Annotated in this window: 19 protein-coding genes; 9 read left to right on the top strand and 10 right to left on the bottom strand. The window is 68.2% G+C overall.

Annotation, left to right across the window (positions count from 1 at the left end; translation table 11 throughout):
* Positions 1 to 115: 115 nt before the first annotated feature.
* The 4 genes from prfB (at position 116) to ACV4UZ_RS12710 (ending at position 4375) form a co-directional block, all read left to right on the top strand.
* Entirely contained in the window at positions 116 to 1231 is a 1116-nt protein-coding gene (prfB, locus tag ACV4UZ_RS12725) for a peptide chain release factor 2 (RefSeq protein WP_491601188.1), read from the top strand.
* A 177-nt stretch (positions 1232 to 1408) separates the two neighbouring features.
* On the top strand, positions 1409 to 2431 hold the full coding sequence (locus tag ACV4UZ_RS12720) for a Tim44 domain-containing protein (RefSeq protein ID WP_491601187.1): 1023 nt from the start codon (positions 1409 to 1411) through the stop codon (positions 2429 to 2431).
* Positions 2432 to 2667: 236 nt separating this feature from the next.
* Entirely contained in the window at positions 2668 to 4008 is a 1341-nt protein-coding gene (locus ACV4UZ_RS12715; RefSeq protein WP_491601186.1) for an NAD(P)/FAD-dependent oxidoreductase, read from the top strand.
* Positions 4009 to 4024: 16 nt separating this feature from the next.
* Complete coding sequence (locus ACV4UZ_RS12710) at positions 4025 to 4375, top strand: DUF5368 domain-containing protein (protein WP_491601185.1); 351 nt, start codon at positions 4025 to 4027, stop codon at positions 4373 to 4375.
* 37 nt (positions 4376 to 4412) lie between these two features.
* Here the strand turns inward: ACV4UZ_RS12710 and ACV4UZ_RS12705 are convergent, their stop codons facing one another.
* The 3 genes from ACV4UZ_RS12705 to ACV4UZ_RS12695 all read right to left on the bottom strand — a co-directional run bounded on the left by ACV4UZ_RS12705 (position 4413) and on the right by ACV4UZ_RS12695 (position 6004).
* A complete protein-coding gene (locus ACV4UZ_RS12705) occupies positions 4413 to 4700 on the bottom strand; it encodes a hypothetical protein (RefSeq protein ID WP_491601184.1) in 288 nt (95 codons plus the stop codon).
* A 66-nt stretch (positions 4701 to 4766) separates the two neighbouring features.
* The gene (locus ACV4UZ_RS12700; protein WP_491601183.1) at positions 4767 to 5486 is read right to left on the bottom strand and encodes a TetR/AcrR family transcriptional regulator; all 720 of its coding nucleotides are present in this window, start codon (positions 5484 to 5486) and stop codon (positions 4767 to 4769) included.
* Positions 5487 to 5542: 56 nt separating this feature from the next.
* Entirely contained in the window at positions 5543 to 6004 is a 462-nt protein-coding gene (locus ACV4UZ_RS12695; RefSeq protein ID WP_491601182.1) for an SRPBCC family protein, read from the bottom strand.
* Positions 6005 to 6092: 88 nt separating this feature from the next.
* Here ACV4UZ_RS12695 and ACV4UZ_RS12690 point away from each other — a divergent pair, with 88 nt between their 5' ends.
* Positions 6093 to 6989 carry a DMT family transporter gene (locus ACV4UZ_RS12690; RefSeq protein WP_491601181.1) on the top strand — a complete coding sequence of 299 codons (897 nt, stop codon included), beginning with the start codon at positions 6093 to 6095 and terminating at the stop codon, positions 6987 to 6989.
* A 511-nt stretch (positions 6990 to 7500) separates the two neighbouring features.
* Positions 7501 to 8379 carry an RNA polymerase sigma factor RpoH gene (gene rpoH / locus ACV4UZ_RS12685; RefSeq protein WP_491601180.1) on the top strand — a complete coding sequence of 293 codons (879 nt, stop codon included), beginning with the start codon at positions 7501 to 7503 and terminating at the stop codon, positions 8377 to 8379.
* A gap of 103 nt (positions 8380 to 8482) precedes the next feature.
* Here rpoH and ACV4UZ_RS12680 read toward each other — a convergent pair whose 3' ends face one another.
* From ACV4UZ_RS12680 to gltX, 3 genes are all read right to left on the bottom strand, one after another.
* Positions 8483 to 8824: a cyclic nucleotide-binding domain-containing protein gene (locus tag ACV4UZ_RS12680; protein WP_491601179.1), complete on the bottom strand. Its 342-nt coding sequence runs from the start codon at positions 8822 to 8824 to the stop codon at positions 8483 to 8485.
* Between the two features lie 344 nt (positions 8825 to 9168).
* On the bottom strand, positions 9169 to 10485 hold the full coding sequence (gene gltA, locus ACV4UZ_RS12675; protein WP_491601178.1) for a citrate synthase: 1317 nt from the start codon (positions 10483 to 10485) through the stop codon (positions 9169 to 9171).
* 30 nt (positions 10486 to 10515) lie between these two features.
* Positions 10516 to 11970, bottom strand: a complete 1455-nt coding sequence (gene gltX / locus ACV4UZ_RS12670; RefSeq protein WP_491601177.1) for a glutamate--tRNA ligase — start codon at positions 11968 to 11970, stop codon at positions 10516 to 10518.
* Between the two features lie 176 nt (positions 11971 to 12146).
* Between gltX and ACV4UZ_RS12665 the strand changes: the two genes are divergently transcribed.
* On the top strand, positions 12147 to 14288 hold the full coding sequence (locus tag ACV4UZ_RS12665) for a ComEC/Rec2 family competence protein (protein WP_491601176.1): 2142 nt from the start codon (positions 12147 to 12149) through the stop codon (positions 14286 to 14288).
* A 63-nt stretch (positions 14289 to 14351) separates the two neighbouring features.
* Here the strand turns inward: ACV4UZ_RS12665 and ACV4UZ_RS12660 are convergent, their stop codons facing one another.
* From ACV4UZ_RS12660 to ACV4UZ_RS12650, 3 genes are all read right to left on the bottom strand, one after another.
* Positions 14352 to 16070 carry a sensor histidine kinase gene (locus ACV4UZ_RS12660; protein ID WP_491601175.1) on the bottom strand — a complete coding sequence of 573 codons (1719 nt, stop codon included), beginning with the start codon at positions 16068 to 16070 and terminating at the stop codon, positions 14352 to 14354.
* 64 nt (positions 16071 to 16134) lie between these two features.
* A complete protein-coding gene (locus tag ACV4UZ_RS12655; protein ID WP_491601174.1) occupies positions 16135 to 16551 on the bottom strand; it encodes a bacteriohemerythrin in 417 nt (138 codons plus the stop codon).
* A gap of 60 nt (positions 16552 to 16611) precedes the next feature.
* Positions 16612 to 17877, bottom strand: coding sequence for a D-amino acid dehydrogenase (locus ACV4UZ_RS12650; protein ID WP_491601173.1), 1266 nt, complete (start codon positions 17875 to 17877; stop codon positions 16612 to 16614).
* A gap of 82 nt (positions 17878 to 17959) precedes the next feature.
* Between ACV4UZ_RS12650 and ACV4UZ_RS12645 the strand changes: the two genes are divergently transcribed.
* Both ACV4UZ_RS12645 and ACV4UZ_RS12640 read left to right on the top strand, forming a co-directional pair.
* Positions 17960 to 19414: an NAD(P)H-hydrate dehydratase gene (locus tag ACV4UZ_RS12645; RefSeq protein WP_491601172.1), complete on the top strand. Its 1455-nt coding sequence runs from the start codon at positions 17960 to 17962 to the stop codon at positions 19412 to 19414.
* Positions 19407 to 20822: a malonyl-CoA decarboxylase gene (locus tag ACV4UZ_RS12640; protein ID WP_491601171.1), complete on the top strand. Its 1416-nt coding sequence runs from the start codon at positions 19407 to 19409 to the stop codon at positions 20820 to 20822. The genes ACV4UZ_RS12645 and ACV4UZ_RS12640 overlap by 8 nt, the downstream gene beginning before the upstream one ends.
* A gap of 113 nt (positions 20823 to 20935) precedes the next feature.
* On the opposite strand, the gene ACV4UZ_RS12635 is transcribed toward ACV4UZ_RS12640, so the two are convergent.
* Complete coding sequence (locus ACV4UZ_RS12635) at positions 20936 to 22267, bottom strand: protoglobin domain-containing protein (RefSeq protein ID WP_491601170.1); 1332 nt, start codon at positions 22265 to 22267, stop codon at positions 20936 to 20938.
* Positions 22268 to 22477 lie beyond the last annotated feature (210 nt).

Raw genomic sequence — 22477 nt, 5'->3', positions numbered from 1 at the left:
CGGCTGATCGCGATGCGCGCCGGATTTGGCGCGCATCGCTCCAATCTCTCGGGTTGCCAGTGCGGGCGGACTTCCTTACAAAGGGCGCCTCCATAATGCCTTTAGGGGAACAGCCATGCGGGCCGAGATCGAGGCGCTCGCCCAGGATATCCGGCGCTCCGCCGCCCTGTTGAAGCGTCATCTCAATTGGGACGAAGCCTTGATGCGGCTCGACGAGCTCAACGCCTCGGCCGAGAATCCCGATCTGTGGAACGACGCCGCCGCCGCCCAGAAGATCATGCGCGAGCGCACCGAGCTGGACAACGCCATCCAGGGCTGCCGCGCCCTGGAGCGCGAGCTGGCCGACCTGCTGGAGCTGATCGAGCTGGGCGAGATGGAGGGCGACCAGGGTGTGGTCGACGACGCCGAGGAGCAGGTCCGCGCCCTGAAGGAGCGCGCCGCCAAGATGGAGCTGGAGACCCTGCTCTCGGGCGAGGCCGACCACAACGACTGCTATCTGGAAATCAATGCCGGCGCCGGCGGCACCGAGTCCCAGGACTGGGCCGAGATGCTGCTGCGCATGTACACCCGCTGGGCCGAGAAGCACGGCTACAAGGTGGAATGGCTGGAAGAAAGCGCCGGCGAGCAGGCGGGCATCAAGTCGGCCACCGTGCGCATCCTGGGCCACAACGCCTATGGCTGGCTGAAGACCGAAAGCGGCGTCCACCGGCTGGTGCGCATCTCGCCCTACGACAGCGCGGCGCGGCGCCACACCAGCTTCTCGTCGGCCTGGGTCTATCCGGTGATCGACGACACCATCGACATCCAGATCAACGAGAGCGAGTGCCGCATCGACACCTACCGGGCGTCCGGCGCCGGCGGCCAGCACATCAACAAGACCGATTCGGCGGTGCGCATCACCCACATTCCCACCGGCATCGCCGTGGCCTGCCAGATGGAGCGTTCGCAGCATCAGAACCGGGCCCGGGCCTGGGACATGCTGCGCGCGCGGCTGTACGAGGCCGAGCTGCAGAAGCGCGAAGCCGCCGCCCAGGCGCTGGAGGACCAGAAGACCGACATCGGCTGGGGCCACCAGATCCGCTCCTACGTGCTGCAGCCCTACCAGATGGTCAAGGACCTGCGCACCAACGTGGAGACCTCGGACACCCAGGGCGTTCTCGACGGCGACCTGGACATGTTCATGGCCGCCTCGCTGGCCGCCAGGGTTCAGGGCGATTCCGATCAGGGGTAAGAGGTCGGGGGAAGATGCGGGCGTCCCGCCCGCCTTCCCGATGACGCCAAATCCCGGAGCGCGGGCGTCCCGCCCGCCTTCCCATTAGGTTAAATTTTCGTAGCCGGTTTGCTTTCTCCCCGGGGCACCCTATAAGAAGGGGGTGATTCCTTGGGAGGAACGATCGATATGAGGCATATGATGATTTCGGCCGCGGTGGCCCTGGTGCTGGTCCTGGCCGGCGCGGGCGATGCCCTGGCCAAGGCCGGCAAGTCGGGCGGCGGCGGTTTCGGGTCGCGCGGCTCCCGGACCCACGATGCGCCCATGGAGCGCACCCTGGCCCCGCCGCCGGCCCAGACCAAGCCCGCCGGCCCGCCGCCGCCGCCCCAGGCCGCGCCGCGTCCCGGCGCGGTGGATTCGGCGCCGCTGGCTCCGGCCGGCGCCGGCGCCGCCGCCATGCGTCCGGCGACCCCCATGGGGGCTCCCATGGGCCAGCCCAGCTTCTTTCAGCGCAACCCCATGATGGCGGGAATCGCCGGCGGCCTGTTGGGGGCCGGCATCGGTTCCATGCTGTTCGGCCATTCGCCGGCCCTGGCCGCAGCGTCGGAGGCCTCGCCCGGCGCCAGCATGCTGGGCCTGCTGCTCCAGCTGGCCATCATCGGCGGGCTGGTGTGGCTGGCTATCCGGCTGTTCCGCGGACGCTCGCAGCCGGCGGTGCCGGCGGGCAATCCCTACATGGCCCGGCATGCCGAGGGCCAGCATGTGGAGCCCATGATCGCCGCTCCCCCGGCCCAGCCGCGCATCGAGCGGGAATTCGACGCCTCGGGCAACGACCAGGATGCCTTCACCGAGATCCTGCTCGGCGTGCAGCAGGCGTGGAGCGAGGGCAACCTGATGCAGCTCAAGCGCTTCGCCACCCCCGAAGTGGTGTCCTACCTGTCCGAGGACATGAGCCGCAACGCCAGCGAGGGTCTGGCCAACAAGGTGGAGAACGTCACCCTGTTGAAGGGCGACGTCAGCGAATCGTGGAGCGAGGGCGGCTTCGACTACCTGACCGCCATCCTGACCTTCTCGTGCAACGACTACATGGTCCGCCTGGATACCGGCGCGGTGGCCGATGGCGACCCGCGCGCCACGGTGACCCATACCGAGGCCTGGACCTTCGTGCGCAGCTCCAACGGTGGCCGCTGGCTGCTGTCGGCGGTGCAGCAGGTGAACTGACGCGCCACGTCATCGTCGCGGCGCCACGTATCGCGGGGGAGGGCCTGGACGGGCCTTCCCCCGTTTGCCGTTCCAGGTCCTCTCGACGCAACCGCTCCTGAGTCCGGGGGTGTTTTGTAACGCAACCAAGAATTGTTCAAAAACCCTCTTCCTGACAACTTGCTTACACGCTAATATAAGCCAATCATTATGTATTGGCCCCCGGCGTGGGGATGGTGTGGTGAGGAGGGTGCTGAATGCCATTGGATTTTGATCCGCGCCTGGGACGGCGTGACCTGTTCCGGCTGTTGGGGCTTGGCGGCGCGGCTCTGGCCGGCAGCGCCGTGTCGTCGCCCGTCCGCGCCGCGTCTGTGGGACCCGTGGCGGCCAAGGGGGCGCGAATCGTCATCGTCGGAGCGGGGGCCGCCGGCCTGGCGACCGCCGCGCGTCTGAGCCAGCGGCTGGACGGGGCTTCCGTCACCATCATCGACGGGCGCAAGGCCCATTACTATCAGCCCGGATTCACCCTGGTGGCGGGCGGCATCAAGCCCCTGGACTACCCCGTCTCGACCACCGCCGAGTACCTGACGCGGGGCGTCGATTGGGTCGAGGAAGCCGTGGCCGAGATCGATCCCGAGGGCAACAAGGTGGTGACCGCTTCGGGCAAGGCGGTTCCCTACGACTTCCTGGTGGTGGCCTGCGGCCTGCATCTGGACTATGCCGCCATCGAGGGCATGGAGGTCGGGCGCATCGGCCAGGACGGGCTGGGCAGCGTCTATGCCGGACCGGAGGCGGCCTTCGCCACCTGGGGCGCCATGTCGAAATTCGCCGACCAGGGCGGTGTCGGGCTGTTCCTTCGCCCCAACACCGAGATGAAGTGCGCGGGCGCGCCGCTCAAATACGCCTTCATCACCGACGACCACCTGCGCCGCCGCGACAATCGGGCCAAGGCCGAACTGATCTATGCCGCCAACAACAAGGTATTGTTCTCGGTGCCCATCGTCTCGGAGAAGGTGCGGATGCTGTTCCGCGACCGGAATATCGGCGTGCGCTACGAGCATGTCCAGACCGGCATCGATCTGGGCCGCAAGACGGCGACCTTCAGCACGCCCAACGGCCCGACGGAAATCCGCTGGGATTTCATCAACGTGGTGCCGCCCATGCGGGCTCCGGCGGCGGTCCGCAACTCTCCGCTGGGCTGGCGGGAGGGTCCCTTCGCCGCCGACGGCTGGATGGAGGTGGACAAGGCCACCCTGCGGCACAAGCGCTATCCCAACGTCTTCGGGGTGGGCGACGTGGCGGGCGTGCCCAAGGGCAAGACGGCGGCCAGCGTCAAATGGCAGGTTCCGGTGGCGGTCGATCATCTGGTCGCTTCCATTTCCGGCGGCAAGTCGGACAGCGCCTACAACGGCTATACCTCCTGCCCGCTGATCACCCGTCTGGGCCAGGCCATGCTGGTTGAGTTCGACTACGACAACAATCTGGTGCCGTCCTTCCCCGGGCTCATCGCGCCCCTGGAGGAGCTGTGGATCACCTGGGTGATGAAGACCATGGCGTTGAAGCCGACCTATCTCACCATGCTGCGCGGCCAGGCCTGACGAGGAGACTCGAGCCATGAAGGATATGGATCCCATTGTTCTCCTGGTGGTGTTCCAGGAAATGCTCGGCCCGGTGCTGTGGCTGCTGCTGGCCCTGGCGGCCTTCGGCCTGATCGGCTTCGCCGTGGTCTTCCTGCGTGAGCGGCGGCTGGACAGCCGGCGTCTGGTCCGCTCCGAGCTGGTCGGCCTGATCGGCGGGGCGCTGGCCCTGGTCCTGGCGGCCAAGTTCACCGTCTCGGGCTTCACCGACGCGGGCGGCCCGGTGGACTGGCTGCTGGTCGGCCTGATCTGGGGCATCGGGCTGGCGGGCACCACCATCCTGGCCTACGCGGTCCAGGGCCTGTTCCGCCGGCGGGCCTGCGGCTGAGCTTTGGGAGGGGGGGCGGGTCCGGCCCGCCCCGTCCTCAGTATCCGAAGCCGTAGCGGCCGCAGCGGAAGGCGGCCACTTCCGGGGTGAGGACGCCGCACTTGAACGGCGCCCAGCTCTGGCCCAGCAGGCCGCGCACTTCCATGCCGGCGCCACGGCACTGGCGCTCGGCGATGGCGCGGACCTCCGCGGGCTCGGACAGCCACGAGCTGTAGCAGACATAGCTGGCCGGTCCCTCGGGCGTGTCGGGCACCAGCGGCTTGGGCGAGCTGGAACAGGCCCCCAGGGCCAGGGTCACGGTAACGGCCAGAACTGCCTTGCGCATGCTCGAAATCCCCCTTTGGACTGCCACCGACTGGTAGCCTTCCCGGGGTCGGCTTGGCAAGCGGTTTTACTTGGCGGGCGCCATGGCGAAGCGCCGGTAGCTGTCGGCGATGCCGGCCAGATAGGTGCGGACCAGTTCGGTGAACACCGGGACCAGATCGGCGGGGGTCTGGGCGTGATAGACCCAGCGGCGCACGCCCACATAGGCGATGGCCCCGTGCAGGCCGGCCACCATCTCGATCTCCTCCAGGCTGATCGGGGCATCGCTGGCGATACCGAGATGGGCGCGCAACTCGCGGCACATGGGAACGAAAAGCTGCTCGCGCACATGCAGCATGTAGCGGTTGGCGATGGAGCCGTCCTTCAGCCCGGCGAACATGAACAGCCGCACCCGCTCGTAGCTGAAATTCGCTTTGGTATATGCAAGATAGAAATCAATCAGGCGATCGACCAGGGGACGGGTGCGATCCTGCAGCGTGGCGATCCAGGCCGGCTCCCAGGTATTGAGGAAGACCTCCTTGTAGACCCGCTCGATCAGGGCCTCCTTGTCGGGAAAGTAGCGGTAGAGCAGGGGCTGGGTGACGCCCAGACGCTCGGCCAGCGCCCGGGTCTGGCCCTCGAAGCCCACCTCGGCGAAAAAGCGGATGGCTTCGGTGACGATCAGCTTTTCCCGCTCCTTGCGGGGCAGGCGGCGGCGAATCCTGTCGTCGGAGGAAGAGGTGGGGGCGGGGCGGGGCCGTTCCCGGTTGAAGGCCGATTCCTGGCCGGCGGTGCGTGTTTCCATCATCCCCCCTCGACGCCAACTGATGACGTAATGTAACAATATGTAATACGTAGCGATCCCTACCGCGAACTGCAATCGGGTTGCGACCCGAGTTTGGTGTTCAAACGAGAAAAAAACTCGTTCGCCGTCTTCACCGCGAATCCATGCAGCAGCCGCCCGCCCACCGAGGCCAGGCGGCCGCCGATTTCGCCGGCCGCCTTCCAGCGCAGCAGGGTCGCCTCTCCGTCATCCTCGAGCACGACGCGGGCCGAGCCCGACACGAATCCGGCCACGCCGCCCTGGCCCTGACCCTTCAGGGTGTAGGCCTGGGCCTCGACCACGTCGTCGAGGGTGAGGAGCCCGGAAAAGCGGGCCGACAGGGCACCGACCCGGATGGCCACCGTGGCGGTGTAGGCCCCGGGGCCGGTGGAGGCCAGGGTCTCGCATCCCGGTATGCAGGCGGCCAGCAAATCGGGATCGTTGAGGGCCTGCCAGACCGTTACGCGCGGCGCGGCGATGCGGTGCTCTCCGTCGAAATCCAACGCCTTTCTCCTTATCCGCCGGAAGTGATGGATCATGCCATGGCCGGCATGGCAAAGTCTGTCTCCGGAAACAGTGGTATGACCAGAGATGCGCGCATTTGTTCTGCTGGCCCTGCTGGTCCTGGTATGGGGCGGCAACTGGCCGATCATGAAGATCGGGCTGACCCACATCCAGCCCTTGTGGTTCTGCACCCTGCGGCTGGCCGTGGGGCTGGTCAGCATGGTGCTGATCCTGGCGCCCATGGGAAAGCTCCGCCTGCCGCCCCGGGGGGACTGGCCGGTGATGATCTCGCTGGGCCTCTTCAACATGGCGCTGTTCATGGTGCTGACCAACCTGGCGCTGCTGGTGGTGCCGGCCGGGCGCTCGGCCATCCTGGCCTATTCCACGCCCCTGTGGGTGGCGCCGGGGGCGGCCCTGTTCCTGGGGGAAAAGCTGACCCGGGGGCGTCTGGCGGGGCTGGCGCTCGGCCTGGGCGGCATCGTCGTGCTGTTCAATCCCCTGACCTTCGACTGGAGCGACCGGGCGGCGGTGGTCGGCAACCTGATGCTGCTGACGGCGGCGCTGGTCTGGGCGGGGGTGATCCTGCACATCCGGGGGCACCGCTGGCACGCCTCGCCCCTGGAACTGGTGCCGTGGCAGATGGTGATCGGTCTGGTGCCGGTGGCGGCGGCGGCGGCGCTGATCGAAGGCGCCCCGGCGCCCGACGGCAGTTTCGAACTGGCCTGGACCCTGCTCTACAACGGCACCCTGGCCACCGCCTTCGCCTATTGGGCGGCGGTGACCGTCAACCGGCTGCTGCCGGCCCTCACCGTGTCGCTCAGTTTCCTGGCGGTGCCGGCCTTCGGTCTGGTGATCTCGTCGCTGCTGCTGGGCGAGAGGCTGTCGCTCACCAATATGGGCGGGCTGGCCCTGATCGCCGGTGGAGTGGGGGTGGTCGCCCTGGCCGGCGCGCGGGAACGGGGCGGCGGCGGGAGCAAGGCCTGAAAACACACAACCCCGCCCCGGCAGGGAGGGCGGGGCGGGGTCCGTGTACACCGGCCATTCGGAGGGTTGGCCGGTGTCTTACCTTATCGTTCGTCCGGCGGAAACAACCTCTCCTCGCCGGGGGAGAACTCCATAATGACTCAGTTTTCGCCCGCCGGATTCGCAGGTTCGGAATGGCGGCCATGCAGCCGGCGAAGGTTGCCACATTCCCGCCACGATCGCCTGTTTAGCTGATCCCGTGAGCAAAAGGCGAAGCGGTTCGCCCCCTTGATTTCGGCCGGGTCTTGCCGCCATAATGGTGATGGTGGAATCGGCCGGTGCCCATGATGGGGCCGAGCCGACCGCCCGATCGGAGTGCTGCCGCCAAGGCGGGCTCCGGGTCATGTTGCTCGATGGAGGATGTGACGATGCGTATGAACATTCAGGGCTACGACTAGCGGTCTTTTCCGGTTTTCGGACTTTTTTCCGGCGTGTTGGACGCCGGGAAGGCACAAACTGGAGGGATCAGATCATGTCGCTTGCCAAACTTCCGGTCGTCGCCGATGACGACGGCCTTGCCAAATATCTCAGGAGCATCAAGGAATTTCCCGTCCTCGCGCCCGAGGAGGAATTCATGCTGGCCAAGCGCTGGGTGGATTACGGCGACAAGGACGCCGCCCATCGGCTGGTGACCAGCCATCTGCGTCTGGTCGCCAAGATCGCGCTGGGCTATCGCCATTACGGCCTGCCGGTGGCCGACCTGATCAGCGAGGGCAATATCGGCCTGATGCGGGCCGTCAAGAAATTCGAGCCTGATCGCGGCTTCCGCCTGGCCACCTACGCCATGTGGTGGATCAAGGCCTCGCTCAACGAGTTCGTGCTGAATTCCTGGTCCATGGTCAAGATCGGCACCCTGGCGGCGCAGAAGAAGCTGTTCTTCAACCTGCGGCGCATCAAGTCGCGGCTGCGTCTGCTGGAGGCGGGCGATCTGGCCCCCGAGCACGTCACCACCATCGCCCGCGAGCTGGATGTGGACGAAAGCGACGTGATCGCCATGAACCGCCGCATGGCGGGGCGCGATTCCTCGCTCAACACCCCCGTGGGCGAGGGCGGCACCGAGATTCAGGACCTGATGGCCGACGAGGCCGACAACCAGGAAACCGCCCTGGCCAAGCGCGAGGAGCTGTCCAAGGGCCGCGCCCTGATCGCCCGGGCGCTGGACACCCTGACCGAACGCGAGCGCGAGGTGTTCATCGAGCGCCGCCTCAGGGACGACCCCGTGACCCTGGAGGAACTGGGCGGCCGCTACGGCGTGTCGCGCGAACGCATCCGTCAGATCGAGGTCAAGGCCTTCGAGAAGGTGCGCGGGTTGGTGCAGGCCGGCTTCCTGCCGGCACCGGCGCGCGCCTGACCCTTGGGGATATTGCCCCGGACCCTTTTTGATATTCATCGAATGGGGTTCGGGGCCCACGGCCCCGAGCGGGTACGGGCGGCAGCCCGCGTTTTCTTCCCCCTCAGCCCAACTTGCCGGCCATGGACCGGACATTCTGGACCAGGATGCCCAGCAGCTTGGTGACGAAGGGATCGACGCCCTTTAGCTTGGACTCCACCACCGCGCGGGGAATGACGATCAGGGTGGTCTCGGTCTTGGCCCGTGCCGTGGCCATTCGGGGAGCGCCGTCGATCAGGGCCATCTCGCCGAAGATGGTGTTGACGCCCAGTTCGGCGAAGACCTTTTGGCCCTTCAGCAGTTCCACGGTTCCCGACTGGATGATGAAGGCCTGATCGCCGCTGTCGCCTTCCTTGAAGACGTGGCCGCCGGCATGGACGACGCGGCGGTCGAGGAAATTCATCATGGCGGCGTCTCCCGGCTTGGGCAAGAGCGGCGAGCCTCATACCTGAAACACAGTGTCATCCTGAGCGCAGCGAAGGATCTTTCAACCGCAATTGGTCGCCGGTGTTGGTGAAAGACCCTTCGGCCATGCCTCAGGGTGACAGACTGTTTCTGATTAAACGCACGACGCTCTAACGCCAGCCTGTCATACTTATGGCCAGGAGTGCCAGTGCGGAAAGGGCCAGGGCCGCCACGGCCATCATCAGGCGGCGTTTCGCCTCGGGATGGACGTTGTCGTTGGCGGGACGGGGAATGCGTTGGGGCGACGCCTTGCGGCGCCGCCCCTCCGGTTCTTTCTGACCTGCCTTAGTCACGCGCGGCGAGCGGGAGGAACGCCCGCTGCGCCGGGCCGACATACAGCTGGCGCGGACGGCCGATCTTCTGATCGGGGTCGGTCAGCATCTCGTTCCACTGGGCGATCCAGCCCACGGTGCGGGCCAGGGCGAACAGGCAGGTGAACACCTGGGTGGGGATGCCCATGGCGCGGAAGATGATGCCCGAGTAGAAGTCCACGTTCGGGAACAGCTTGCGGCTGACGAAGTAATCGTCCTCCAGGGCGATGCGCTCCAGCTCCATGGCCAGCTTCAGCAGCGGCTCGTCGTGGTTGCCCAGCTCGTTCAGCACTTCATGGCAGGTCTTGGCCATGATCTTGGCGCGCGGGTCGTAGTTCTTGTACACGCGGTGGCCGAAGCCCATCAGACGGAAGGGATCGTCCTTGTCCTTGGCCTTCTTGATGTACTCGGGGATACGATCCACCGAGCCGATCTCGTGCAGCATGGTCAGCACCGCCTCGTTGGCGCCGCCATGGGCGGGACCCCACAGCGAGGCGATGCCGGCGGCGATGCAGGCGAAGGGGTTGGCGCCCGACGAACCGGCCAGACGGACGGTGGAGGTCGAGGCGTTCTGCTCGTGGTCGGCGTGCAGGATCAGGATGCGGTCCATGGCCCGCGCCAGGACCGGGCTGACCTTGTACTCCTCGCACGGCGTGGCGAACATCATGTGCAGGAAGTTCTCGGCGTAGGAGAGCTTGTTCTGCGGATACATGAAGGGCTGGCCCTGGGAGTACTTGTAGGCCCAGGCGACGATGGTCGGCATCTTGGCGACCAGGCGGTAGCTGGCGATCATCCGCTGGTGCGGATCATTGATGTCGGTGGAATCGTGGTAGAAGGCGGCCATGGCGCCCACCACGCCGCACATCACGGCCATGGGGTGCGAGTCGCGGCGGAAGCCGCGGAAGAAGAACGAGATCTGCTCGTTCAGCATGGAGTGACGGGTGATGTCGCTCTCGAACTTGGCCTTCTGCTCGGCGTTGGGCAGCTCGCCCTTGAGGATGGCGTAGGCCACTTCCAGGAACGAGCAGTTCTCGGCCAGGTCGGAGATGGCGTAGCCGCGGTGCAGCAGAACGCCGGCATCGCCGTCGATGTAGGTGATGGCCGATTTGCACGAGCCGGTGGACATGTAGCCGGGGTCATAGGTGAAGATGTCCTGGCTGGCGTAAAGGGAGCGGATATCCGCCACCTTGGGGCCGATGGAGCCGGACAGCAGCGGGAATTCCGTGGTCTTGCCGGTGCTGTTGTTGATCAGCGTGACGGATTCCTTGGGAGTCTTGTTCTCGTTCGTCATGTCTTCATACCCCGTGGTCTACTTCACTGTTTAAACGTGTCCGGCGTCCCTCAGGCCGCCGATGATTCCGTGGGCCGGGTCGCGGCCGAGGGCGTCCTCGATGCGGCCCAGCGATTCCTCGCGGCCCAGCACTTCCATCACTTCGAAGATGGGAGGCGAGACCGAGGAACCGGCAAGCGCCGCCCGCAAGGGCTGGGCGATCTTGCCGAGCTTCTGCCCCCGCGCCTCGGCCAGGCGGCGGGCGGATTCCTCCAGAGTGTCGCGCGTCCAGGCGTCCACTCCCTTGACTTCGGCCATGTAGGCGGCGAGATCGGCGGCGGCGGTGGAATCGGCCATGGTCCTGGCCGCCTTCTCGTCGAGCGCCAGCGGCCGCTCGGTCACGTAGAACAGCGCCGAATCGGCCAGTTCCAGCATGGTCTTGGCCCGTTCCTTCAGGCCGGTCATGCCGGTGCGCAGACGGGCGACGGCCTCGCCGTTCAGAACCTTGCCGCTCTTGCTCTCCAGCAGGGGGACCAGCAGCTCGGTCAGGCGGCCATCATCGGCCTGGCGCATGTAATGGCCGTTGAGATTGGTCAGTTTGACGAAGTCGAAGCGCGACGGCGAACGGCCCACCGAATCCAGGTTGAACCACTCGATCGCCTGCTCGGTGGAGATGATCTCGTCGTCGCCGTGGCTCCAGCCCAGGCGCAGCAGGTAATTGCGCATGGCCTCGGGCAGGAAGCCCATGTCGCGGTAGGCATCCACGCCCAGGGCGCCGTGGCGCTTGGACAGCTTGGCGCCGTCGGGGCCGTGGATCAGCGGGATATGGGCGAAGACCGGAACCTCCCAGCCGCAGGCCTTGTACAGCTGGTACTGGCGGAAGGCGTTGGTCAGGTGGTCGTCGCCACGGATGACGTGGGTGATGCCCATGTCGTGGTCGTCCACCACCACCGACAGCATGTAGGTGGGCGTGCCGTCGGCGCGCAGCAGCACCATGTCGTCCAGCTGGTCGTTGGCGACGCGAACGTCGCCCTGGACCAGATCGGCGATGACGGTCTCGCCCTCGGTCGGAGCCTTGAGGCGGACCACGAAGGGGGCGCCGGCCGGAGCCTCGGAGGCGGGGCGGTCGCGCCAGATGCCGGGATAGCGCATGGGCAGGCCCTTGGCGCGCTGCTCCTCGCGGATGGCGGCCAGCTCGTCCTGGGTACAGTAGCAGCGATAGGCCTTGCCCTCGTCCAGCAGCTGGCGCGCCACCTCGGCATGGCGGCCGGCGCGGGCGAACTGCATCACCGCCTCGCCGTCCCAGTCCAGGCCCAGCCACCTGATGCCGTCGAAGATGGCCTCCACCGCCGCCTCGGTCGAGCGGGCGCGGTCGGTATCCTCGATGCGCAGCAGGAATTTGCCGCCGAAATGGCGGGCGAACAGCCAGTTGAACAGGGCCGTGCGCCCTCCGCCAATGTGGAGGTAGCCGGTGGGGGAGGGGGCGAAACGGGTAACGACGGTCATGACGGTGCTTTCGGCGTCCTTTATGCCGAGGGGGACAAGGCTGCCTTGTGTAGCATATCTTTATGCCCCTGACAGCCCGGTGTTGGGGGTGGATGGCAAAAAACCCGCCCGATTGGATAGGGGTTTTCCCGACCGCACGCTCCGGATCGGAGGCGGCGGCGAGTCTCCTGCGCGTAATGGAAGAGCGCCTGCTGGCCGAGCGGGGGCGCTGGCCCTTGTGGGCGCCGGTTTTCCTGGGGGTGGGGATCGGTCTTTATTTCTCCCTACCCGCCGAGCCCGCCCTGGCCTGGGGCATGGCCGGGGTGGCGGCGGCCCTGGGCGGAGTGCTGCTGGCCCGGCGCGGCTCCCTGGCCCTGCTGCTGGCGGCCGTATGCCTGCTGGCGGTGGCGCTGGGCTTCGCAATCGCCCAGTTCCGCAGCCTGCGCCTGGCCGCCCCGGTGGTGGAGCGCCCCACCGGCGCCCTGATGCTGGAAGGGGTGGTGGTGGAGGTGGAGGCCCTGCCCGATGGCGGCAGCCGCCTGACGCTGGACCGGGTGGCCCATGACCGCGACGACGTGCTGGTTCCCCTGAAGGCGCGCATCAAGGCCAAGGCCGGCCTTTCCCCGGCCGGCGTCGGCGACCGGGTGCGGGTGCGCGCCATGCTGATGCCGCCGGCCCAGCCGGCCATGCCCGGCGCCTTCGACTTCGCCCGTTTCGCCTGGTTCCGGCAATTGGGAGCCATCGGCACGGCCCTGGGGCCGGTGACGGTCATCGAGCCGGGAGCCGCCGGAGGTTGGCGGGCCGAGACGGCCATCGCCATCAACGACCTCCGCCACGCCATGGCGAGGCGCATCCTGGCGGTGCTGCAGGGCGACCGGGGCGCGGTGGCGGTGGCGCTGACCACCGGCGACCAGATGCCCATCTCGGCGCCCATGATGCAGGCCTACCGGGATTCGGGGCTGGCCCACATCCTGTCCATCTCGGGCCTGCACATCACCATGGCGGCCGGACTGGTGTTCGTGGGGCTGAGGGCGCTGCTGGCGCTGGTTCCGCCGGTGGCGCTGCGTTACCCCATCAAGAAATGGGCGGCGGCCCTGGCCATCGTCTTCGCCGGCTTCTACACCCTGCTGGCCGGGGCGCCGGTCCCGGCCCAGCGCGCCTTCTTCATGACCGGGCTGGTGCTGCTGGCCGTGCTGCTGGACCGCATGGCGCTGTCCATGCGTCTGGTGGCCTGGGCGGCGGTGGTGATCCTGCTGTGGGCGCCCGAGGAACTGATCGGTCCCAGCTTCCAGATGTCCTTCGCCGCCGTGGTGGCCATGATCGCCGCCTACGAGACGCTGACGCCCCGCCAGGGCGCCTGGCGGGCCGCCCATCCCGGCTGGCTGCCGCTGGTCGGGCTGTACGTCTTCGGCGTGGTGGCGAGCACCCTGATCGCCGGCTTCGCCACGGCGGTCTACGGCATTTTCCACTTCAACCGCTTCGCCGTGTGGTCGGTGGCCGCCAACATGATCGCCGTGCCGCTCACCGGCTTCTGGGTGATGCCCTGGGCGCTGGTGATGTTCCTGCTGATGCCCCTGGGGCTGGAGGCGCTGGCCCTGGCGCCCCTGGGCTGGGGCGTCGAGGGTGTCAACCGGGTGGCGCTGTGGGTGGCGTCGTGGCCCAGTTCGGCGGTGACCCTGCCCATCCTGCCGCTATGGGCCATGGTGACCTTCACCCTGGGCGGCAGCTGGCTGTGCCTGTGGCGGGGGCGGTGGCGCTGGTGGGGGGTGCTGCCCATGGCCGTCGCCCTGGCCTCCATGGCCTTGGCGCGGCCGCCGGACCTGCTGGTGGACGGCCGGGGCGAAGGCTTGGCGGTGCGGACCGGCGACGGCACCTTGTTGCTCAACGGCAAGGGCGGGCGGATTCTCAAGGAGACCTGGAGCCGCCGGGCCGGACCCGCGACGCCCGAACGCTGGCCGAAGAAAAGCTCGTCCCGCGACGGAAGGCTGCGCTGCGACGAGACCGGCTGCCTGTGGCGGGTGGAGAACCTGGTGGTCGCCCTGGTCAGGGACGAGGATGCCCCGGAAAAGGCCTGCGCCGGGGCCGACATCGTGGTCAGCAGCGTGCCGCTGCGCGGCGCCTGCCGGGGGCCGAAGGTGCTGATCGACCGCTTCGACCTGTGGCGGCGCGGGCCGCATGCCCTGTGGCTGGAGCCGGGGGGCGTGCGAGTGGAGACGGTGGCCGGATGGCAGGGCGACCGCCCTTGGGCCTGGCATCCCCATCCCCGCAGGAAGGCCAAGGCGCCGGCGCAGGCCGCCCCGCGCGAGCCGCAGGAACGCAAGGACGAAGAGGAGGAATAGGGGGAAGCGGGCGGGACGCCCGCGCTCCAACAATGCGGGAGCGCGGGCGTCCCGCCCGCATGTTCAATCGCCCTCGGCGTCGCGGGCGGTGAAGAAGAAGGTGGAGCCCTCGCCCGGCTTGGATTCGACCCAGATGCGGCCGCCCAGGCGGGTGACGATGCGCTGGCACAGCGCCAGGCCGATGCCGGTGCCCTCATAGGCGGAATCGGCGTGCAGGCGCTGGAAGATGACGAAGATGCGCTCGAAATGCTCGGGTTCGATGCCGATCCCGTTGTCCTTGACCGCAAAGCGCCAGATGGAGCTGGACAGCCGCACCGCCTCGATCCGGATGGCCGGGGGGCGGTCGGGGTGGCGATATTTCAGCGCGTTGCCCAGCAGGTTCTGGAACAGGCTGGACAGCTGGCTTTCATCGGCCTGGATGGTGGGCAGGGGGGCGATGGCCACCGAGGCGCCGCATTCCTCGATCACCGCCTTCAGGTTGGCTACGGCGATGTCGGCGGCGCGGGCCGCCGAGACCGGCTGCAGCGGCCGGGCCTGGCTGTTGATGCGCGAATAGTGCAGCAGATCGGTGATCAGCCGGTACATGCGCTTGGTGCCGGCGGTGAGGAAGGCGATGTATTCGTTGGCCTCGTCGTCCAGCTTGTCGCGGTAGCGGCGGTCGAGCATCTGGGCATAGCCGGTGATGACCCGAAGCGGCGTCTTCAGGTCGTGGGAGGCCACATAGGCGAAGCGCTCGAGATCGGCGTTGGAGCGTTCCAGCATCTCGGCGGTGGCGCGGCTGGCCTGTTCCGCCGCGCTCAGGCGGCGGTTGCGCGCGTCCAGCACCAGCACCAGCACGGCGAAGGCGACGATGGCCAGGGTGAACAGGGTGGTCTCGATCACCTCCGACTGCTCGGCCGCCTCCAGGCCGGCGGCGATGTCGGAATCGGCGAAGCCGATCACCGCCACCAGGGGGTAATCGGCAAGCCGCTTGTAGAGGAAGGTCCGCTCCACCCCGTCCAGCAGCGAGCGCTTGCGGAACCGGCCTTCCTCCCTGATCTCCGTCTCGGCCCAGATCTGCAGGTTCGAAAGCGGCGCCGCGTCGGCCACCGGTGGCGGCTGGCGGGCGATCAGGGTGCGGTCCAGGCCGAAGATGGCGGCCGAGGAGTTCGGCCCCAATGTCATGTCCCGGTAGAAGGCGGCGATCTGGCTGGCGTGGACGTTGAGGATGACGACGCCGGCCAGGGACTTGCCGTTCAGCAATGGCCGCGCCACGTGGAAGTACTGGCGGTCCGGCAAGGTGCTGATGTTGTTGGTTCCGATCAGCAGGTCGTCGCGGGGGGCGGCCTGGAAATGGAGGAAGATCGGCTGGTCGGAGACATCGGAGCCGCGCGGCTGGGCCGGATCTGTGCTGAAGGCGACGCGGCCGCGCTGGTCCAGGATGGTCAGGGTGCTGGAATAGAGATTCGACCTGGGCGGCGTCACCCGGTCGAGGAAGTCGCCGAGGCGGCCGATTCCCTCGCGCTCGACGAAATCACGCGCCGAGCGCAGATAGACGTCGGCCAGATCGAACAGCCGGACGGTATGGGTCTCGAAGGACAGCAGGATCTTGCGCGCCTGCAATTCGGCGAATGCGGCGCGTTCGCGCTCCAGCTGGCCGAGATTGCCGAGGATCACGCCGACATAGGTGCCGATCAGCACCACGGCGGCGGCGATGACGCCAATCCGGCGGATGTCGATGATCCGGGGCCTTTCGTCTTTTGCCGGGGGCGGTTTGGTCCTGCCGCGGAAACTCTGAAACAACGATGGCCTGCCTGTGGCGATGGCGAAGAATGGCGGCAAAGCTTATCGCGGAAATACGCCCCTGTCACGGGCGAGCCCGAAGGGGCCGGGACGGCGGCTGGTGGGGAGCGTAGCGGCGCAGCATGACGTCGCTTTGCACCATGTGGTGCGACACCCAGTCCTTGATCAGGGCGGCCAGGTCCCTGAGCATGGCGCCGTGGTCGGCCTTGTGGGGCGTCGCCTGATAAAGGTTCTGCAGGTCGGCCAGCCGGCCCAGCAGGGCCTGATGCTCACGGTGGTGGGCATCCTGGAACGGGAAGCCGTATTCCCGCTGGACCTTTTCCTCGCGGCCGAAATTGATGGACGCCTGTTCGTACAATCCGGTGAGGAACATGCCGATGGCGGCGTCCGCGCCCGAATTGCGCAGCGTCGTCTCGAATTCGTTCACATGGGCGATGAACTGCTTTTGCGCCTTGTCGACCTCCGGGTGTCCGGTGCTCATCGCCTCGCGCCACACCAACATTGCTGCCTCCGAGCGTGACCCTCACGCCCATGCCCTCTACTACAGGTAGGATGCGAAACGGGCGATGCCCAGTCCATCCATACCGATGTCCGGTTGCAGCCCCGACACAAGGTCGGCGATCACCCGCCCCGAGCCGCAGGACATGGTCCAGCCCAGCGTGCCGTGTCCGGTGTTCAGCCACAGGTTGGACAGCGGCGTGGCGCCCAGGAGCGGGACACTGTCGGGGGTGACGGGGCGCAGGCCCGCCCAGGGCTCGGCGCGCTCGAAATCGCCGCCGTCGGGAAACAGGCGCCGGGCATTCTCCAGGATCAGGCGGGCGCGCACAGGGTTGAGCGAGCGGTCGTAGCCGGCCATCTCGGCGGTGCCGGCGGCGCGCAGGCGGTCGCCCAGGCGGGAATAGACCATCTTGTGCTCGTCATCGGTGACCGAGACGAAGGGTGCGCCGGCATGGTTGGCCACCGGCACGGTGACGGAATAGCCCTTGGCCGGAATGATGGGCAGCTTCAGCCCCAGCGGCCGGGCCAGCAGGGGCGAGTCGCAGCCGGCGGCCAGGACATAGGCGTCGGCGGTGATGGTCTCGGCCCCGGCGACCAGGGCGCTCACCCGGCCGCCGTCGCGGAGCAGGCCCTGGATGGGGACGTTCCAGCGGAACTCCACCCCCCGGGCCGCCGCCAGTTCCGCCAGCCGGCGGGTGAATTTGTGGGCGTCGCCGCTTTCGTCGTCGGGGGTGTAGATGCCGCCGGCCAGTTCCCCCCCCACGGCGGCCAAAGCGGGCTCGATGCCGACGCATTCGTCCGCATTCTTGGGCTGGCGGCGCAGTCCGTGGCGGATCATCACCTCGGCGGCGCGGCAGGCGTGCTCGAACTCGGCGCCGTCGCGGTAGACGTGGAGGATGCCCCTGGTCTGCTGGTCGTAGTCGATGCCGGTCTCGGCCCTCAGCTCACTCAGGCAGGCGCGGGAATAAAGGGCGACGCGCAGCGTGCGCTCGGTGTTGATCTCGGCGCGCGAGCGCGGGCAATTGGCCAGGAAGCGCAGGCCCCAGGCCCACAGGGCGGGGTCCCAGCGGTTCCAGCGGAACAGCAGCGGCGCATCCTCGCGGCCCAGCCATTTCAGCACCTTGGGCAGGACGGACGGGTTGGCCCACGGCTCGGCATGGCAGGGCGAGATCTGGCCGCCGTTGGCGAAGCTGGTCTCGAGACCCGCGCCCTCGCGCCGGTCGACCACGGTTACCTCGTGGCCGGCCCTGGCGAGATACCAGGCGCTGGCGGTGCCGACCACCCCGGCTCCGATGACCACGACCTTCACTTCCGTCCTCCGTGCGAGCCCGAAACATCTAATGCAGCCGCTCTGCGTTGGCAAATGGGCAGTTGCGCATTACCCTTTGGGGATGGACGACGAGATCCTCAGCGTTGAGCAGATGTACCGGGCCGATGGCCTCGCCATGGCGGCGGGGGTCAGGGGCGAGCGGCTGATGGAGGCCGCCGGCTGGGCGGTGGCCCGCGCCGCGCGGCGCCTGCTGCCCAAAGGCCGCGTCGCCATCCTGTGCGGCCCCGGCAACAACGGCGGCGACGGCTTCGTGGCGGCAAGGCTGCTGGCCCGCGACGGCTGGGCGGTGCGACTCGCCCTGCTGGGCGATGTGGGGCGGCTGAAGGGCGACGCCGCCCTGATGGCCGGTCGCTGGCGAGGGCGGGTCGAGCCCCTGGGGCCGGCCATCCTCGACGGCTGCGCCGGGGTGATCGATGCCCTGTTCGGCGCCGGCCTGGCCCGGCCGCTGGAGGGCGAGGCCCGATCGGTCATCGAGGAGATCGGCCGGCGCAAGCTGCCGGTGATCGCCGTCGACGTCCCCTCGGGGGTGCATGGCGACAGCGGCCAGGTGCTGGGCATCGCCCCCGACTGCCTCGCCACCGTGACCTTCTTCCGCCCCAAGCCCGGTCATTGCCTGGTTCCCGGGCGGCTGAAATGCGGCGAGGTGGTCGTCGCCGACATCGGCATTCCGGCCGGAGTGCTGGACGAGATCAAGCCGACCCTTCGCCGCAACGGTCCCGGGGCCTGGGTACTGCCTTCCCCCGCCGCCCTGGGGCATAAATATTCCAGGGGCCATGCCCTGATCCTGGGCGGGGCGGACATGACCGGTGCCGCCCGGCTGGCGGCGCGCGCCGCGCGGCGGGTGGGAGCCGGCCTCGTCACGATCGCCGCTCCGCCCCAGGCGCTGGAGGTCTACCGCGCCGGCGATCCCGGCCTGCTGGTGGCTTCGGCCGAGCCCTTCGCCGCCCTGCTGGCCGATTCGCGGCGCAACGCCCTGGCTCTCGGCCCCGGCGGCGGAGTGGGGGAGGCCATGGCGGCCAAGGTGGAGGCGGCGCTGGCCACCGGGCGGCCCTGCGTGCTGGACGCCGACGCGCTTTCCAGTTTCGAGGGGCGCGGGCCGGACCTGTTCCGGCATCTGTCCGACAGGGTGGTTCTTACTCCCCATGACGGCGAGTTCCGCCGGCTGTTCGGCGAGGCGGCGGGCAGCCGTCTGGAGCGGGCGCGCTACGGGGCCTGGGTCTCGGGGGCGGTGGTGCTGCTGAAGGGGCCGGACACCGTGGTGGCCCATCCCGACGGGCGGGCCACCATCACCACCATTGCCCCGCCCTCCCTGGCCACCGCCGGGTCGGGCGACGTGCTGGCCGGGCTGGTCGTCGGGCTGCTGGCCCAGGGCATGGAGCCTTTCGCCGCCGCCTCGGCCGCCGCCTGGGTGCACGGGCGGGCGGCGGCGCGATTCGGCCCCGGCCTGATCGCCGAGGACCTGTCCGAACGAGTTCCCTTGATCCTGGCCGAGTTGGAGAGGAAGGCCCATGAATGAAGTCCAGGCCACCGCGGCCACCCTGCTGTCCCGGCTGAAGGGATTGTGGCGCGACATCGCCGGGGCGGATGGGGCGGGCAAGGTTCCCGCCCTGGCCCCTACCTTGCCCGAGGGCGATCTGGCCCGGCTGCGCGCCCAGATGGAGGCCTGTCTGGTGGCCAAGGGCGGCGAGGTGTCGGCCCGTGCCCGGGCGGCGGCCCTGGGGCGGGCCTATCTGTCGCTGTCGGCCGAGGGCCGCGTACGCTTCCTCACCCTGCTGGCCACGGAATTCGGGCCGGACCGCGCGTCGGTGGACGCCGCCGTCGCCGCCCTGGCCGGGGCGGCGGGCGGGGAGGAGCGCGCCCGGGCGGAAATGGCCCTGCGCCAGGCGCTGGAACCGCCCCGCCTCAAGCTGCTCACCCAGTTCAACGCCCTGCCCGAGGGCGTCAAGTTCCTGGTGGACATGCGGGCCGAGCTGATGGGTCTGACCCGCGAGCATCCCCAGCTGGCGCCGCTGGAGGGCGACCTCAGGGGGCTGCTGGCCTCGTGGTTCGACGTGGGTTTCCTGGTGCTGGAGCGCGTCACCTGGCGCTCTCCCGCCGCCGTCCTGGAAAAGATCATGCAGTACGAGGCGGTGCACGCCATCCAGGGCTGGGCAGACCTGAAGAACCGCCTGGATTCCGACCGCCGCCTCTATGCCTTCTTCCACCCCCGCATGCCCGACGAGCCGCTGATCTTCGTCGAGGTCGCCCTGGTCCGCGACATGGCCGGCAACGTCCAGGACCTGCTGGACCCCAATGCGCCCTTGGGCGACGTGGACAAGGCCGACACCGCCATCTTCTATTCCATCAACAACGCCCAGCGGGGACTGGCGGGAATCAGCTTCGGCAATTTCCTGATCAAGCGGGTGGTGGACGATCTGTCGCGGGAGTTCAAGCATATCCGGACCTTCGCCACCCTCTCGCCCATTCCCGGCTTCCGCCGCTGGCTCGACGGCCGCCTGACCCAGGGCGAGCCGGGTCTGCTGACCGCCGCCGAGCACAAGGCGCTGACCCGGGTCAGCGGCCTGGGAGCCAAGGGGGGCCTCAAGGCGCTGCTGGCTGAGCCCGACTGGACGGCGGAGCCGCTGCTGGCCGAGGCGCTGGAAGGGCCGCTGACCCGGCTTGCCGCCCGCTACCTCGCCCGCGAGAAACGCCCTGACGGCATGGCGGCGCTGGACCCGGTGGCCCATTTCCACCTGTCCAACGGCGCCCGCGTCGAGCGGATCAACTGGATGGCCGACATGTCGGCCAATGGTCTGGCGCAGTCGGCGGGGCTGATGGTCAACTACCTCTACGACCTGGACGACATCGATTCCAACCACGAAGCCTATTCGGCCAGCGGCAAGGTGGCGGTGTCGGGACGGGTCAAGGCGCTGATGAAAGGGTAGGATGCGGGCGGGACGCCCGCGCTCCGTTATTATGGGGAGCGCGGGCGTTCCGCCCGCATTCCCGACTCATCCGTTATTATAGGGAGCGCGGGCGTCCCGCCCGCATTCCCGACTCATCCGGCGCGGATCTGCGACACGAAGCGGTCCACCTGGGTTTCCAGCTGGGCGGAATCGCGCGACAGGGCGGAGGCGGCGTCCAGCACCTGGCGGGCCGCTCCGCCGGTTTCGGCGGCGGCGGTGTTGACGCGGGTGATGGTCTCGGTGACCTCCGAGGTGCCCTGGGCCGCCTGCTGGACGTTGCGGGCGATTTCGCCGGTGGCGGCGCCCTGTTCCTCCACCGCCGCGGCGATGGAGCCCGAGATCTGGTTGATCTGGCCGATGGTGCTGGCGATGCCGCCGATGGCGGTGACCGCGTCGCGGGTGGCCGACTGCACGGCGGAAATCTGGGCGGCGATCTCCTCGGTGGCCTTGCCGGTCTGGTTGGCCAGGCTCTTGACCTCGTTGGCGACGACGGCGAAACCTTTTCCGGCGTCGCCGGCCCTGGCCGCCTCGATGGTGGCGTTGAGCGCCAGCAGGTTGGTCTGCGACGCGATGTCGTTGATCAGCTTCACCACCTGGCCGATCTTGCTGGCGGCTTCCGCCAGGCTTTGCACCATCTGGTTGGTGCGGTCGGCCTCGACCATGGCGTTGGCGGCGATCTGGGCCGACTGGGCGACCTGACGGCTGATCTCGGTGATGGAGGAGGACAGCTCCTCGGCCGCCGCCGCCACGGTCTGGATGTTGACGGTGGCCTCTTCCGCCGCCGCCGCAACGGTGGTGGACTGGCGCGAGGTTTCCTCGGCGGTGGCGGTCATGGTCTTGGCGGTGGATTCCATCTGGCCGGCCGACGAGGCCACCGAAGCCACCAGCCCCTTGACCTCGCGCTCGAAGACGTCGGCCTTGGCCCCCAGCTCGCGGGCGATGATGGCGGCGGTGTTGGTCTCGATATACACCGAGGTGGCCAGATCCATGTCGAGGAAGGCGGCCTTGTTGACGGCGCTCAGCACCTGGGTCAGGCGGCGCGGGTCCTTGCGGTAGGTGTCAACCGCGACCGCGATCACCATGTTCAGCACGAAGCAGTAGCCGGCGGTGTACCACTTGGGCTCCAGGCCGATGCGCTGGTGGACCTTGCCGATCTCGGTGACCTGGGCGAAATAGCGGTCGTCGAACTGGCCGAGGAACACGCTTTCCATCCAATGCTTCTTCTGCATGGCGCGCGCGTGGGCCATGCGCTCGGGGCTGGCGAACATCTTGGCCGTGGCCGGATTGTTGCTCACATGGCGGTAGAAGGTATCCAGAACCCCGTCGATGTGTCGTGCCAGGACATCGCGGAACTCCCGCAATGCGCGCTTGGTCTCTTCGTCGATCTGCAGGAAGGCGATGCTTGAGGTGCGGTCGAGGTTCATTATGTCACCTGATCCCCAATAATACGTATGCTGCGAGTATGGGCCAGGGGGGAGTGGGTTTCAAACCGATTCCAGTCTCGGCCCAACGAAAGACTCGACTTTTTTCTCATCCCCGCCCCGGGTGGTGGGCTGTGCGGCTTTTCCCTGTTTCCCTGGAAACGAACATGCTATAGACAGGACCCTCCCGACGGGGCGGCCCCAGGGCGCGCT

It is taken from the genome of Paramagnetospirillum sp. (assembly GCF_058402745.1).
The sequence above is the reverse complement of the archived record's forward strand: the minus strand, read 5'-3'. Positions and strand labels throughout refer to the sequence as shown.

Coding starts and splice junctions, on each gene's coding strand:
- rpoH (WP_491601180.1), top strand. CDS start 7,501: ATGTCGCTTGCCAAACTTCCGGTCGTCGCCGATGACGACGGCCTTGCC.
- ACV4UZ_RS12690 (WP_491601181.1), top strand. CDS start 6,093: ATGCGCGCATTTGTTCTGCTGGCCCTGCTGGTCCTGGTATGGGGCGGC.
- ACV4UZ_RS12705 (WP_491601184.1), bottom strand. CDS start 4,700: ATGCGCAAGGCAGTTCTGGCCGTTACCGTGACCCTGGCCCTGGGGGCC.
- gltA (WP_491601178.1), bottom strand. CDS start 10,485: ATGACGAACGAGAACAAGACTCCCAAGGAATCCGTCACGCTGATCAAC.
- ACV4UZ_RS12710 (WP_491601185.1), top strand. CDS start 4,025: ATGAAGGATATGGATCCCATTGTTCTCCTGGTGGTGTTCCAGGAAATG.
- ACV4UZ_RS12655 (WP_491601174.1), bottom strand. CDS start 16,551: ATGAGCACCGGACACCCGGAGGTCGACAAGGCGCAAAAGCAGTTCATC.
- ACV4UZ_RS12645 (WP_491601172.1), top strand. CDS start 17,960: ATGGACGACGAGATCCTCAGCGTTGAGCAGATGTACCGGGCCGATGGC.
- ACV4UZ_RS12665 (WP_491601176.1), top strand. CDS start 12,147: ATGGAAGAGCGCCTGCTGGCCGAGCGGGGGCGCTGGCCCTTGTGGGCG.
- gltX (WP_491601177.1), bottom strand. CDS start 11,970: ATGACCGTCGTTACCCGTTTCGCCCCCTCCCCCACCGGCTACCTCCAC.
- ACV4UZ_RS12680 (WP_491601179.1), bottom strand. CDS start 8,824: ATGATGAATTTCCTCGACCGCCGCGTCGTCCATGCCGGCGGCCACGTC.
- ACV4UZ_RS12715 (WP_491601186.1), top strand. CDS start 2,668: ATGCCATTGGATTTTGATCCGCGCCTGGGACGGCGTGACCTGTTCCGG.
- ACV4UZ_RS12720 (WP_491601187.1), top strand. CDS start 1,409: ATGATGATTTCGGCCGCGGTGGCCCTGGTGCTGGTCCTGGCCGGCGCG.
- ACV4UZ_RS12700 (WP_491601183.1), bottom strand. CDS start 5,486: ATGATGGAAACACGCACCGCCGGCCAGGAATCGGCCTTCAACCGGGAA.
- ACV4UZ_RS12640 (WP_491601171.1), top strand. CDS start 19,407: ATGAATGAAGTCCAGGCCACCGCGGCCACCCTGCTGTCCCGGCTGAAG.
- ACV4UZ_RS12635 (WP_491601170.1), bottom strand. CDS start 22,267: ATGAACCTCGACCGCACCTCAAGCATCGCCTTCCTGCAGATCGACGAA.
- prfB (WP_491601188.1), top strand. CDS start 116: ATGCGGGCCGAGATCGAGGCGCTCGCCCAGGATATCCGGCGCTCCGCC.